The following is a 12,904-nucleotide window of genomic DNA, read 5'->3' on the forward strand; positions in this document are numbered from 1 at the left end:
CTGACCGTCGTACGCCAGTACATCGAGAACCAGCAGCGCCCCGTGTGACGGCCGCCCTGGGCGCGGGCCAAGAACACAGACCCGTGCCCACAGCCGAAGTCACAGCAGACTTGAGATTCACTTACGGACGGGCGTACGGGCGTCAGCCGAGGACGCGTACGGGCGAGCCGTCGAGGAATGCCTGGATGTCCTCGACGGCCTCGCCGTAGTACCTGCGGTAGTTGTCCTGGGAGACATATCCCAGATGCGGGGTGGCCAGCAGCCGGGGCACGGTGCGCATGGGGTGGTCCGCCGGAAGGGGTTCGACGTCGAACACGTCGACCCCCGCCCCGGCGAAGGCACCGCGCCGCAGGGCGTCGATCAGCGCGTCCTGGTCGACGATGGCGGCCCGGGAGGTGTTGACGAGGTACGCGGCCGGCTTGAGCAGGGCCAGCTCCGCGGCGCCCAGCAGACCGCGGGTGCGGTCGCTCAGCGCGAGGTGGATGGAGACCACATCGCTGGAGGCCAACAGCTCCTCCTTGGACCCGGCGAGCGCCACCCCGACCTCGTCGGCCCGCTGCCGCGTCAGATTCTGGCTCCAGGCCGTCACCTCCATCCCGAAGGCCGACCCGATCCCCGCCACCCGGCTGCCGATCTTGCCCAGGCCCAGCAGCCCCAGCCGACGGCCGTGCAGATCCGCGCCGACCGTGCTCTGCCAGGGCCCGCCCGTACGCAGCGCGGTGTTCTCGACGACCAGGCCCCGGGCCAGGCCGAGGATCAGCGCCCAGGTCAGTTCGACCGGCGGCGCCTGGGAGCTGGCGGTGCCGCAGACCGTCACGCCGTGGCGCTCGGCCGCGGCGTAGTCGATCACCGAGTTGCGCATCCCGGAGGCGATCAGCAGCTTCAGCCTGGGCAGCCGGGAGAACAGCGAGGCGGGAAAGGCCACGCGCTCGCGCAAGGTCACGATGAGGTCGAAGTCGGCCAGAGCCGCGGCGAGTTCATCCTCGGTGCCGACGTGCTCGGTGAAGCTCACCACCTCCACCCGATCCAGGACGGGCGTCCAGTCGGCGCTGGTCATGGCCACCCCCTGGAAGTCGTCGAGCACCGCACAGCGCAGCTTCATTCCGCTCCCTCACCGCGGCTTTCCGCGTTATGTTGTCCGTTTCGTTGTCCGGGCACAGCCTGTGAGGCTGTTCCCGGCACAGGTTTATCGGCCATACTGCCCGCCGTGGAGCAGCGCATAGGACCGAGCACCCCGCCCGTGCCCGCCGCCGGGTTCGATCCGGCGTACATCCCGGGCATCACGGCCCCGCGCCCTGATGAGCCGAAGGAGCCGAAGGAGGCAACCGAGCCCTCACCCGAGGACGCCGTCCCTGACGAGGCCGCAGAGACGGCGGATGTCGTCGATGCCGTCGATGCCGTCGAGGACGAGCAGGCCGAATCCGCGGACGCGGCCGAAGAGGACGACACCGCCGAAGCCGAGGCCACGGAGGCCGAGGACGGAGACGCGGACGAGGAGGAGGCCGACGGCCCCGTCTTCAAGGCCTCCGATCACCGCGGCTCGATCAGCGCCGGCCGTCGCGGTGTCACTCTCCTGCTGGACGGCGAGACGGCGGAGTTCGACTGGAGCGAGATCGGCGCGGTCGAGATCGACACCCCGCGGTTCGGGCGCCGGTTCTCCGTCACGGTCTACACGACCGCTCGCCGCTGGTACTCGGCCGATGTCGGGGCGTCGTCGAGGAAGGCCCTCAAGGAGTGGACGGCGGAACTCGACGCGGTCCTGGACACGTACTTCGAGGACACGAAGCCCGAGGACACGAAGCCCAAGGACGCGAAGCCCAAGGACACGAAGGCCAAGGACACGAAGCCTGAGGACGCGAAGGCCAAGGCCGAGGACGCCAAGCCAGAGAAGGCCGAGCCCGAGGACACGAAGCCTCGGGACGCCAAGGCCAAGGACACGAAGCCTGCGAAGGCCGCGTCCGAGGACGCCGAGTCCTCGGACACCGAGTCCTCGGACACCGAGTCCTGAGAAGTCCCCGCGCGTCCGGCCGGGCGGAGCACCGGCTCAAGACACCCGCGCGGGCGCGCCGAGCGCCTGCGCGGTCGGGGTGGAGTCCGGTTTGAAGGAGACCGCCACCAGCGGGGCGTCCAGGCCGGGGTCGGAGACGGTGAGCACGAGGACCGGATAGTCGGCCGCGTCGTTGCTGCGGGGCGGGGTGGACGCCATGAGGTCGGACATCGAGTAGCCGTTCCGCAGCGCCGAGGGCGGCAGCTCGACCGTGAAGTGCAGCGGCTTTTCACGGGTGACGCGGATCGCGCCGTCCTTGGCGGCGGGTGCCTCGACGGACTTCGGCGACAGCCCCTTGGCCTCCGCCATCAGGCCCTTCCCGTGCGGGGCGCAGAAGCGGACCGACACCCCGCGCTGCGCGAGGGGCGTGTGGAGGACGAGCGGGTGGCGGCCCACGTTGATGCTCGCCCCGATGGTGAAGTGCTTTTCGCCACCCAGCGGGGACTTCGAGGAGTATCCGTGGCTGAGCGTGACCAGTCGCGGCTCCTCCTCGTCCCAGTCCGAGGGGTGGGGCGCGTCCTTCAGGCAGGGGTCGTCGGCGGGCCATGGTACGGATTCGCCGGCCGCGTCCCGCGAGCCGCGGCTGCCCAGGTAGACCAGGGTGAGCAGGCTCAGGACCAGCGCCGCGATCAGCGCGTACGAGCGCCGTGACAGGTTCAACTCCCCCTCCTTGCCCCGTCTTGTCCGGTCCGGCCATCCAACCATGCCGGACCGACACAACGGCGAGCCGTCCGCCCGCCCCCGTGGGCACCGGGCGGGCGGACGGCTCGGCCCGTTCACGGCATGGCCAGGGCCTCCGTCGGGGAGAGCCGGGAGGCGCGGAGCGCCGGGTAGAGGCCGGCCAGGCCGCCGATGGCGAGGGTCGCGGCCAGGCCGCCGAGCAGCGCCCACGGCGGGATCACGACGGGCCAGCCCTGCGACAGCGCGTAGCCCGCCGTGACCGTGGCGCCCAACAGCGCGCCGCCCGCCCCGCCCAGGGCCGACAGGAGCTGGGACTCCGCGACGAACTGGGTACGGATCTGGCCCCGGGTCGCGCCCAGAGAGCGACGCAGCCCGATCTCCGCCCGGCGCTCCAGTACGGAGATCACCATCGTGTTGGCCACCCCGACGCCGCCGACCAGCAGCGCCACCGCGCCAAGACCGAGGAGCAGCCCCGTGAAGGCCTCGCCCGCCGCCTGCTGGGCGGCCAGGGCGTCGGAGGGGCGGGAGACCTCGACCTCGCCGGGCGCCTCGGGGTTGGCGGTGGCACCCAGGACGGAGGCCACCGACTCGACCGCGGAGTCCTGCGAGCGGGTGTAGATCGTGGTGGGTCGCCCGTCGAAGTACAGCTCGGTCTCGGCCGCGCGCCAGCCGACGAGGGCCGCGGTGTCCAGCTCGGGGGCGAGCGGGGCGGGTTCGAGGATGCCGACGACGGTGAACCACCGGCCGCCGATCAGGACCTGGGTATCCGGGCCGACCTGTCCGATCCCGAGCCGTTCCGCGGCGGTGGCGCCGAGCACGGTCGTCGGGTAGGTGCTGGTGGCGCCGTTGAGCCAGCTGCCGGCGCGGAGCTTGGCGCCGAGGGTGGAGCGCAGATCGGTGCGGGCGGCGAAGGCGGCGATGCCGTTGGTCTCCGCCTCGGGGATCTTGTCCGTACGGTAGACCTTGGCGCCGGTGAGCTTGCCGACGGCCGACACCGAGTACACCGGGCCGATCCGCGCCACCATCTCCTCCGCGGTCTCCGGCAGCCGGGCCTGGCCGCCGGACATCGTCGAACCGGGCGAGACGGTCAGCAGGTTGGTGCCCAGCGCGGCCAGGCTGCGGTCGAGATCGGCGCGGGAGGACGACGAGATGCCGACCACCGCGACCATCGCCGCGATGCCGATGGCGATGCCCAGCGCGGACAGGAAGGCCCGCAGCGGGCGGGTGCGCAGGCCCACCGCGCCGACCTTGACCACGTCGCGGGGGCGCAGCCGGGCGGGGCGGAGCGCATCGGCGCGCCGGTCCGTACGGCCGGGCCGGTCCGTACGGCCGGGCCGGTCGGTACGGGCCTTTGTGGGAGTGTCCGTGGCCATCAGTCCGCCACCACCCGCCCGTCGCGCATCCGCACCTGCCGGGGCAGACCGTCCGCGATCTCCCAGTCGTGCGTGATGATCACGACGGTCGTCCCTGCGGCGTTCAGTTCCCGCAGCAGCCGCATCACCTCGGCGCCGGAGACCGAGTCGAGCGCGCCGGTCGGCTCATCGGCCAGCAGCAGCGCGGGGTCGCCCGCGACCGCGCGGGCGATGGCGACGCGCTGGCGCTCGCCGCCGGACAGCTCGTGCGGCTCGTGGTGCACCCGGTGGCCGAGCCCGACCCGGTTCAGCATCAGCGCGGCGCGCCTGCGCCGCTCGCCCACCGGCAGCCCGGAGTAGAGGAGCCCGTCGGCGACGTTGTCCAGCGCCGAGGTGCCGGTGGCGAGGTGGAAGTGCTGGAAGACGAAGCCGATGCGGCTCGCCCGCAGCGCGGAGAGCTTGGTGTCGGAGAGCGCGCCGACGTCGTATCCGTCGATGCGCACACCGCCGGTCGTGGGCCGGTCCAGGGTGCCGAGGATGTGCAGCATCGTGGACTTGCCGGAGCCGGACGGGCCGACGATGCCGACGAGTTCACCCGGCGCGATGTCCAGGCTGACGCCGCCCAGTGCGGTGACCCCGCCCGGATAGGTCTTGGTCACATCCGTCAGACGGATCACTTGGGCACCCCCACCTTCGTACCCTCGGCGATGCCCTTGCCCGAGATCTCCACCCGGCCGTCGGCGAACAGACCGGTGGTGACCGGCACATACTCCGAGGCCGAGCCGTGGACGACCTCCACGCCGAAGCCGCCCTCGGCGAGTGCGAGCAGCGCGCCGACCGGCACGGTGAGCACGTCCTTACGGGTCTCGGAGGTGAAGTCGACGTGCACCGCGGCCAGTGCGTAGGCGTCGGCGGCCTTCCGGCCCGCCGCGTCCTTGAACCCGATGACCACCTCGACCTTCGTCTTCGCCTCCTCCCCCTGTCCGTTGCCCGGCTCGATCACCGTGGCAACGTCCTGGACGGTGCCCTTGACGGTCCGGTCGTCCGGCAGCTCGACCTCGACCTCCCTGCCCTTCTTGGCCAGCCGCTGGTCGGCGGGGTCGAGCTCCACCGTGACGGCCTGCTCGGTGCCGGTGTACGACAGCACCTTGCCGCCGGGACCGACCGTGTCGCCCTTACGGGCCGCCACACTGTCCACCCGGACCGCGTCGGGCGCGAACACCACACTCCCCAGCTCCACGGCCCCGGTCTCCGCGAGCCCCAGGTCCTCCTGCCACTCGCGCACCGCGTCGGCCGTGCCGGCGGTGTACTCGTCGTCGACCGTGAAGCCCGTGTAGCCGAGCGCGCTGAGGTTCTTCTCCAGCTGCCGTACGTCCGCGCCCTCGGCGCCCTGCTTCAGGGCGCGGTACGCGGGCGTCGAGCCGTACATCAGCGTCACGGGGCGCCCGTCGACCCCGTACAGCGCCTTGCCGCGGGTGATCCGGTCCCCGGCGTCGGGCGCCTCGGTGACCGTGCCGGGCCGCCGGGCGGTCAGGGTGGTCGTCGGGCCGAAGCCGAGCTGTCCGTCGACGCTCTGGGTGTCCTTGAGCGTCCGGCGGGTCACCTCGGCGGTGCTCGGCGGCAGTTCGCTCGCCGCCTTGTCGCCCGAACCGCGGTCGCCCAGACCCAGCTTCGCGGCGGTGACGCCGCCGCCCGCCAGCAGGACGAGGACGGCGAGGGCGACCACCTTCCGGCCTCGGCCCCGGGCTTTACGGCGCCGGGGACTGAGGGCAGTTGCCTGCTCCGGTGCCTGCTCCGATGCCTGCTCCGGTGCGGGCGTCCGGGCCCCCTCCGACGCGCTGTCCACGGCCACCTCCCCCATCAGCCCTTTTCCTTGTGCAACGTGCCGCCACCGCCGATGAACTTGTTGCACGCCTTCTCCGCCTTGGAGAAGTCGGGGTCGTCCATGACCGATCCCTCGACCCGGAGTCCGCCCTCCGTCTGCGGGTCGGGGAAGTTCTCCACGCCCTGCTCACGCATGCACTTGGCGTACTTGCGCATGTTCTCCTGCGCCTTCGCGTCCGGCTTGCGTCCGCCCCCGTTCTGCACCGGGTCGTACTCGCGGCAGGCCTCCTGGGCCTTCTCCACCGTCCCCTTGGGGGTGCCGGGCGGGATGGAGAGCCTGATGCCCTGCCCGGGCTCCGGGTCCTCCATGTCGATGCCGTGCTCGCGCATGCACTGCGCGAACTTGACCCCCATCTCCTGTGGGTCCATGCTCGGGCCCGCGCTGCTGCCGCCGCCCTTCTTCGCGCCGTTCGCCGAGGCCACCTTGCCGTCGCCGCCGCCGTCGGAGCCACATCCGGTCAGGGACAGGGCAAGGGTCAGCACCAGTGGCACGGCCGCGGCCATGCCGAGAATCCGCCTGCTCATGGCGTTGTCTCCTTCTGCTCGATCGGTCCGTACGAGAAGGGATGCAAGAGCAGACCGCGTTTCCCCCACGTTTCCGTCGCGCACTAACACCGCGGAAACACCGCACCGGGCACCATGGCCTCGCCCGCAGGGGGCTGGTGGAGAGAAGGGAAGGGGGAGGGGACGGATGCGGGTGCTGGTGGTCGAGGACGAACCCCTGCTCGCCGACGCGATCACGGAGTGGCTGCGCGACGAGCCGCACGCGGTCGATGTCGCGTACGACGGCGCGGCGGCGCTGGAGCGGCTGACGGTCAACGACTACGACGTGGTCGTCCTGGACCGGGACCTGCCCGGTGTGCACGGCGACGACATCTGCCGTGAGCTGGCCGGGTCCGGGGATGGGATCGGGGATGGGTCCGGGGATGGGACGACGGCGCGCGTGCTGATGCTCACCGCCGCCGCCGACATCGCCGACCGCGTCGCCGGGCTCACCCTCGGCGCCGACGACTACCTCACCAAGCCCTTCGCCTTCGCCGAACTCGCCGCCCGTGTCCAGGCGCTGGGCCGCCGCAGCCGCCCGGCCGCGCCGCCGGTGCTGCGCCGGGCCGGCATCACCCTGGACCCGGCCCGCCGCGAGGTGTTCCGGGACGGGCGCTACGTACCGCTGTCGAAGAAGGAGTTCGCCGTGCTGACCGAGCTGCTGCGGGCCGATGGGAGCGCGGTCTCCGCCGAACAGCTGCTGGAGAAGGCATGGGACGAGCACGCCGACCCGTTCACCGGGGCGGTCCGGCTGGCCGTGCTGAAGCTGCGCCGCAAGCTCGGCGAGCCGCAGGTCGTCGAGACCGTCACGGGTGTGGGGTACCGGATCGCATGAGGCGCCGCCGACAAGTCCTGCCGCGCCGGATCAGCCTGCGGGCCCGGCTCACCCTGATCTACGGGGGTCTGTTCCTCGCCGCGGGCGTAGTGCTGCTCGGCGTCACGTACGCGCTGTTCAACCAGCAGCTCGCCGGCGGCGGTCTGAAGATCTACGCCCGCAATGTGAAGTCCGACGACCCCGCTTCGGGCCCGCCCCGGAATCAGGTGATCACCGGGGACGGCGAAGTTCTCACCGACGAGTCGGCGCAGAATTGGGTGAAGGACGAACGCGACCGGCTGAACGCCGCCGCCACCACCTCGCTCATCACCCAGGGCGGGCTCGCCCTCCTGGTCGTCGGCGGCGTGGCGGCCGGCTTCGGCTGGCTGGCCGCCGGCCGGGTGCTGGCCCCGCTGCACCGGGTCACCGACACCGCCCGCCGTATCGCGAGCGCCCCCGCCGCCGACCGCGGCCTGCACGAACGGATCGCCCTGCGCGGCCCCGACGACGAGGTCAAGGACCTCGCCGACACCTTCGACACGATGGTCGAACGGCTCGACCGGTCCTTCGACGGCCAGCGCCGCTTCGTCGCCAACGCCTCACACGAGCTGCGCACCCCGCTGACCCTGGGGCGGGCCCTAGTCGAGGTCGCGATGCACCGCAGGACCGCCTCCGAGGACGTCAAACAGCTCGGCGAGACCCTTCTTGAGATCAACGCCCGCCACGAGCGGCTGATCACCGGGCTGCTGCTGCTCGCGAGCTCGGAGAACGAGATCACCGAGCGCGCGCCGGTCGACCTCTCCGACGTCGTGGACCACGTCGTCGGACAGACCGCGCGGGAGGCGGAGGCGGCCGCGATCACGGTGACGCAGAGGACCGCCCCGGCCCCCACCACCGGCGACGCGCTGCTGCTGGAACGGCTGGTGCACAACCTCGTCGAGAACGGCATCCGCCACAACACCCCCGACGGCGGCGGCTGGGTGCGGGTCGCCTGCCGCGCCCGCGACGACGACGGCAACGACGACGGCCGAGCCGAGGTGGAGATCGAGGTGAGCAACACCGGCCCCGCCGTCCCTCCGTACGAACTCCCCGCCCTCTTCGAGCCCTTCCGCCGCCTCGGCACCGACCGCCTGGTCACCGCCAAGGGCGCGGGCCTCGGCCTGTCCATCGTCCGCTCCATCGCCCGCGCCCACGGCGGCGAGGTCACGGCCCGCCCCCGCGAGGGCGGCGGCCTGACCATGACGGTGACCCTGCCCGCGCACGCGGAGGCGGACGGCATGTCCGGTCAGCCGTAAGACGCCGACCACCCGCCGCGCGTGAAGTGACACGCGCCGTCGGGCGTGATGTGCACGCGGCTGCCATAGATCGGCAGGCCGCCCTCGGCGTTGAGCCGGTGCCGGATACGTTCCAGCACGGTCCACAGTCGCCGCGGGCCGCCCTGGTGGACCGTGGGCGGCTGGATCCACGTCGCCGAGGCGCGCGCCCATGAGCCGTCGCGGTGCACCAGCCACGCCGTACGCTGCTCGCCGTGCTCCTCGTAGTAGGTCTCGACGCCGGGCGCGGCGAGTTCCAGCATGGCGCGCACGTCCCATGCTTCTGCGACGTTGAGCACCGGGTAGCGGCCCTCAGTCACGTCCTCGCCCTCGCGGCCCCGTACGGCCGCGAAAAGCTCGCTCGCCCCCGGCGGATAGTCGGCGCCGGAACGGACGGACATGAACCCGGCGCGGTCCCACTCGACGACCCCGCGGGCGACGCCGTCCGCTTCCTTGTCAGCCGTGATGATCACGTTCATCCGAGCCAGCGTTGTGACCAGCCGTCCGCCGGGGCGGAGCGCGGCCAGCACGCCGGCCAGGCTGCGCAGCGCCACCATGGACACGATGCGGTCGAAGTCGCCCGGCAGCGGCCCCGACGCGTCACAGGTGACCACCCGGGGAGACATGCCGAGCGAGGCAAGCCGCGCCGTCGCCGCCTCGGTCAGGTACGGGTCCACGTCCAGGGCCGTGACATGCTTGTCGCCGAGGCGGTGTACCGCGAGGGCGGTACTGCCCCCGGAACCCGTACCGATCAGGCCGAGATCTGCGCCGTCGTACAGCAGCCCGTGACGCAACATCCGCACCGCCAAGCCGGGCATGGTGCTCGACGATGTGGGTAATCCGGCCGGCTGGCCCTCGGGGCTCGCGTTGTCGGCGTGCAACGGGCCGACCCGGGTCACAAGGGACGTGTCCGAATAGGCCGCGCGCATCCATGCCGCCTCGTCCGCCGACCCGTCGCACAGCGCCCATGTGCCGCCACCTGCCGGTTCCCACCACCGCGGCACAAAGAAATGCCGGGGAGTGCCGGCAACCGCGTCCCGCCACCGCGAGACAGGCGGGGTCACCTCGGCCGCGAGCCGTTCGGCGTGAGGTTTCCAGTCCATCAGCGGCCTCACTCCTCGTACTTGGGGTCACAAGCCGGTTGCTCTGCGGGGGAGCAGTCGCCGCCGTCCAATGCGGGCTTGCAGTCAGGGTCGCACGGGGCCGCGTCAGCGCGGACCGGAATCACGCGCAGCGCCTCGGCCCATGCCTTGCCGCCCAAGATCGCGGCCAAGCCGTGGTCCCGCACGTTGCCCGTGGTCAGCCATCGCGACATGACGCATGGCGTCACCTCGCCCGAGGGCAAGACGGCCGCCTGCCCGTGCCCGCACCGCCCGCACAGTTCAGCCGCGTCCGCCCCGGCCCCAGGCCGGGAAGCCCGGCCGAGGCGCCGCGTCCGGTCTGTGCGGATCTTTGTCACACCGAGTGCTTCGAGTTCCTGGCGCGCTTCGCTCACTCGCTGAACTGGCAGTACGGAAACAATGCCGACGCGCAGCGGGATACCACGCCGCACGGCCTCGGCGATGTTCGCACGAGTCCGTTCGTAGCTGCCCGGACGGGTCGTGATCGCATCGTGTTCCTCGGCTCGGTCGCTGTAGTAGCTGGTGGCCAGCTTCACGCCGTCGCGGGCGAGCGTGCCCCACCAATCGGGCTTGACGTAGAACAAATTGCTGTACACCTCGACCCCGAGTCCGAGACTCAGTGCGTGATCGACCAGCCCGGCCCATGCCGGGTGCGCGGTCGGCTCGCCGCCGATGAGCTGCACCTCGCGCACGCCCAGCGCCGCCGCATCGCTGATCACATACCGCCAGTCGTCGGCCGTCATCGCGCCGTGCGTACCGCTCGGCCCCGAGTCGGCAAAACACTGTGTGCACTGGAGCTGACAGGTCCCTGTGATCTCGAGCTCAAGCGACCTCGGAGGCGTTACCCGGGCGTCCGTGGGGCTTTCCATCGTGACCGTCACCGCTGCACTCTCCTTTGCGTCATGTCGTGCATGAGCGATGCCCACGGCGGCTGCTCGTCCGAGTCCGGACCGGCCTGCGCTTCCTTCGGGAACCTGACGTTCCCGGGGTCGGTCAGCCATTCCTCGCCTCCCTCAGCCGGTCGTAGGAACGCCACACGTGGCCCCGACATTTTGTGGTCGAAGGCGAGCTCGCCGATGTCATGGATGGCCTGGAGCACACCCACGCGCCCCGTGGCAGCGTCGTACGCCTCCTGGCCAACCTGGGGGCCCTTGTACGGCATCGGCTGCTTCATGCGGGCAACCCCCATCGGGCCGTCGGGCTCGGCTGTGCGTGGGACGGGTGACGCCGCCGCAGGGCCTCGTAGCCGCCGGCCCGGTCGTAGTCCCCTTCCTGCTTGGCCTTCTCCCTGAGCGCCGTGTACTCCTGGCACTTCCCGCACGCTCGGGTAGCGGCGGTCATGTTTCGTTCTCCCGCGCCGTAGGCGATTCGAGGTGAGGGCCGAAGATCGGGCGAAGCGCGACCGACTCGCCTCGGTCCAGGTGTTTGCGGATCTCCCTGCCCAGAGCTTCCGCACGTTGCTCCAGTTCGTTCGAGGTAGGGCGCGAGCTAGGGCCCTCCGACGTTTCCTGCGGACGCGTGTTCGCGTTCATCAGCCCTCCCCTGACACGAGTGTTGGTGCGGCCTCTGCCACTGCTTCACTCCCCGGTCGGTCGGCACTAAGGCCGAGTGCTGTTCGGCATGCACTACGTAACTACGGGCAGTGAGCAGGCGGTACGGTATGGGTAGTCCCAAAGCTTGCACGGCTTGAAAGTCCGCAAGGAGCGGGTTCTCATGACTGGACGTCAGCCCAACGAAGCCCTGGCCAGGCTGCTGTACGAGGCACGCTGGGAGACCAATCGGCAGTTCGCCGCGGCTGTGAACCGAGTGGGCGCGGAGATGGGTCTCACGCTGCACTACGACGGGTCCGCCGTCACACACTGGCTGAAGGGCATCACGCCCCAGAAGAAGGCACGGCTCGCCGTTCTGGAGGCGCTGTCACGGCGTCTTGGCCGACCGGTCACCAGCGCGGAAGCCGGATTCGCAGCCCCGCTCCTGGTGGAGCCCGAGGCACCTGACGACTCAACCACCGACCCCTTTGAGAGCTTGATCGACACCGGAAGGGCGGACATGGACCCCTCGCGCCGCGCGGTGCTGGCGACTTCCTTGTATGCCGCCGCCCTACCCGTCCCGGTCTACGCCGACCTGACCAAGCGTCTGCACCATCAGAGCGCAGGGCGCCTCTCCCGGATCGGGGCCGGCGAGGTGGCCACGGTGCGCACCATGACGGAGCGCATCGCGGACATCCTCGACGAGCTGGGCGGCGCGCATGCCCGCCCGATGGCTGCGGCCTTCCTGGTCAACTCCGTGGCTCCCTGGCTCAAGGCGGGGGCCTCGGAGGCCGTCAGGTCAGACATGCTCTCCGCCGCGTCCGACCTGGTCTACCTGACTGGTTGGATAGCCATGTTCGAGAAAGAACACGGGCTTGGCCAGCGGTATTACGTCAAGGCTCTGGAACTGGCCGCGGCAGCTCAAGACCACATCACGTACTGCCGCACCCTGCGCGGCATGGCGCTGCAAGCCGCGAACCTCAAACACTCAAGGAAGGCGCTGGAGCTGGCCGACTCGGCTGCCGAGGCCGCGCCGACCGCGGGTCCCCGCTTGCGCGCGTTCCTGACAGGACAGCAGGCGCACGGCTCTGCCCTGGTGAAGGATCGTCGCCAGGCGTTCGCACGCCTGGCAGATACAGAAGGCGCGCTCTCGAAGGCGGACAACCGCCGTGATGCGGTGGGCGGATACGATCAAGCGGCGTACCACTTCCATGTGTCGAGCGTCCTCTACGCACTCGGGGATGTACCGGGATCCGTCAAGGCAATGCGGGAATCCAATCGCGTACGCCCGCCCGTGGAGAGGCAGGGCCGCGCGCACGCGAATGGGCTGCTTGCCCAGCGTCAGCTTGAAATGGGTCACCTGGAAGCGGCATGCGCCACCTGGAACACGTTCCTGGACGATTACGAGCGCCTGTCTTCCGCGCGTGCCGACGAGCATTTCTCCACCATGCGGCGGTGCCTCCGGCCGCACCGCGCCAACAGGCATGTCCGGGACCTCACCGGCCGCGCTCAGGAGATCGTTCGACGAAAGGTATTGGCCTGAGGAAGTACGACCCTTCACGCACGAGAAAGTGTAGGGTTCGCCGCAATTTTGATATCAATTGCGGCGCCGGAGGAAGC

At 70.9% G+C, this 12,904-nt stretch carries 14 protein-coding genes; 4 read left to right on the top strand and 10 right to left on the bottom strand.

Annotated elements, in window-relative coordinates:
* Positions 1-142: 142 nt before the first annotated feature.
* A complete protein-coding gene (locus CCN51_RS14635) occupies positions 143-1,102 on the bottom strand; it encodes a D-2-hydroxyacid dehydrogenase family protein (protein WP_014178152.1) in 960 nt (319 codons plus the stop codon).
* A gap of 105 nt (positions 1,103-1,207) precedes the next feature.
* Between CCN51_RS14635 and CCN51_RS14640 the strand changes: the two genes are divergently transcribed.
* On the top strand, positions 1,208-2,008 hold the full coding sequence (locus CCN51_RS14640; protein ID WP_143675804.1) for a hypothetical protein: 801 nt from the start codon (positions 1,208-1,210) through the stop codon (positions 2,006-2,008).
* 36 nt (positions 2,009-2,044) lie between these two features.
* Here CCN51_RS14640 and CCN51_RS14645 read toward each other — a convergent pair whose 3' ends face one another.
* From CCN51_RS14645 to CCN51_RS14665, 5 genes are all read right to left on the bottom strand, one after another.
* Entirely contained in the window at positions 2,045-2,707 is a 663-nt protein-coding gene (locus tag CCN51_RS14645) for a hypothetical protein (protein WP_014178150.1), read from the bottom strand.
* Positions 2,708-2,823: 116 nt separating this feature from the next.
* Positions 2,824-4,101 carry an ABC transporter permease gene (locus CCN51_RS14650; protein WP_014178149.1) on the bottom strand — a complete coding sequence of 426 codons (1,278 nt, stop codon included), beginning with the start codon at positions 4,099-4,101 and terminating at the stop codon, positions 2,824-2,826.
* Positions 4,101-4,757, bottom strand: a complete 657-nt coding sequence (locus tag CCN51_RS14655) for an ABC transporter ATP-binding protein (protein WP_014178148.1) — start codon at positions 4,755-4,757, stop codon at positions 4,101-4,103. Before CCN51_RS14655 ends, CCN51_RS14650 begins: the two co-directional genes overlap by 1 nt.
* Positions 4,754-5,941: a peptidoglycan-binding protein gene (locus CCN51_RS14660; protein WP_014178147.1), complete on the bottom strand. Its 1,188-nt coding sequence runs from the start codon at positions 5,939-5,941 to the stop codon at positions 4,754-4,756. The genes CCN51_RS14655 and CCN51_RS14660 overlap by 4 nt, the downstream gene beginning before the upstream one ends.
* Positions 5,941-6,489, bottom strand: coding sequence for a hypothetical protein (locus CCN51_RS14665; RefSeq protein ID WP_014178146.1), 549 nt, complete (start codon positions 6,487-6,489; stop codon positions 5,941-5,943). The genes CCN51_RS14660 and CCN51_RS14665 overlap by 1 nt, the downstream gene beginning before the upstream one ends.
* Positions 6,490-6,655: 166 nt before the next feature.
* Between CCN51_RS14665 and CCN51_RS14670 the strand changes: the two genes are divergently transcribed.
* Positions 6,656-7,342: a response regulator transcription factor gene (locus CCN51_RS14670; protein WP_014178145.1), complete on the top strand. Its 687-nt coding sequence runs from the start codon at positions 6,656-6,658 to the stop codon at positions 7,340-7,342.
* Positions 7,339-8,616, top strand: a complete 1,278-nt coding sequence (locus tag CCN51_RS14675) for a sensor histidine kinase (protein WP_014178144.1) — start codon at positions 7,339-7,341, stop codon at positions 8,614-8,616. Before CCN51_RS14670 ends, CCN51_RS14675 begins: the two co-directional genes overlap by 4 nt.
* Here CCN51_RS14675 and CCN51_RS14680 read toward each other — a convergent pair.
* Genes CCN51_RS14680 through CCN51_RS55850 form a run of 4 tightly spaced genes read right to left on the bottom strand, consistent with a single transcriptional unit; the run spans position 8,607 to position 11,096 of the window.
* On the bottom strand, positions 8,607-9,737 hold the full coding sequence (locus CCN51_RS14680) for a methyltransferase domain-containing protein (protein WP_014178143.1): 1,131 nt from the start codon (positions 9,735-9,737) through the stop codon (positions 8,607-8,609). The two genes, CCN51_RS14675 and CCN51_RS14680, sit on opposite strands and share 10 nt — an antisense overlap.
* Before the next feature lie 8 nt (positions 9,738-9,745).
* Positions 9,746-10,636 carry a radical SAM/SPASM domain-containing protein gene (locus CCN51_RS14685; RefSeq protein WP_014178142.1) on the bottom strand — a complete coding sequence of 297 codons (891 nt, stop codon included), beginning with the start codon at positions 10,634-10,636 and terminating at the stop codon, positions 9,746-9,748.
* Entirely contained in the window at positions 10,633-10,929 is a 297-nt protein-coding gene (locus tag CCN51_RS14690; protein ID WP_238545414.1) for a hypothetical protein, read from the bottom strand. The genes CCN51_RS14685 and CCN51_RS14690 overlap by 4 nt, the downstream gene beginning before the upstream one ends.
* Complete coding sequence (locus CCN51_RS55850; protein ID WP_014178140.1) at positions 10,926-11,096, bottom strand: hypothetical protein; 171 nt, start codon at positions 11,094-11,096, stop codon at positions 10,926-10,928. Before CCN51_RS55850 ends, CCN51_RS14690 begins: the two co-directional genes overlap by 4 nt.
* A 372-nt stretch (positions 11,097-11,468) precedes the next feature.
* Here CCN51_RS55850 and CCN51_RS14700 point away from each other — a divergent pair, with 372 nt between their 5' ends.
* Positions 11,469-12,827 (top strand): NsdA family TPR-like regulatory protein, encoded by a 1,359-nt coding sequence (locus tag CCN51_RS14700; protein ID WP_014178139.1) that lies wholly within the window; start codon positions 11,469-11,471, stop codon positions 12,825-12,827.
* The last annotated feature ends 77 nt before the right edge of the window (positions 12,828-12,904 follow it).

Origin of the sequence: Streptomyces milbemycinicus, from assembly GCF_002154605.1 — a bacterium.
Classification (GTDB): Bacteria; Actinomycetota; Actinomycetes; order Streptomycetales; family Streptomycetaceae; genus Streptomyces; species Streptomyces milbemycinicus.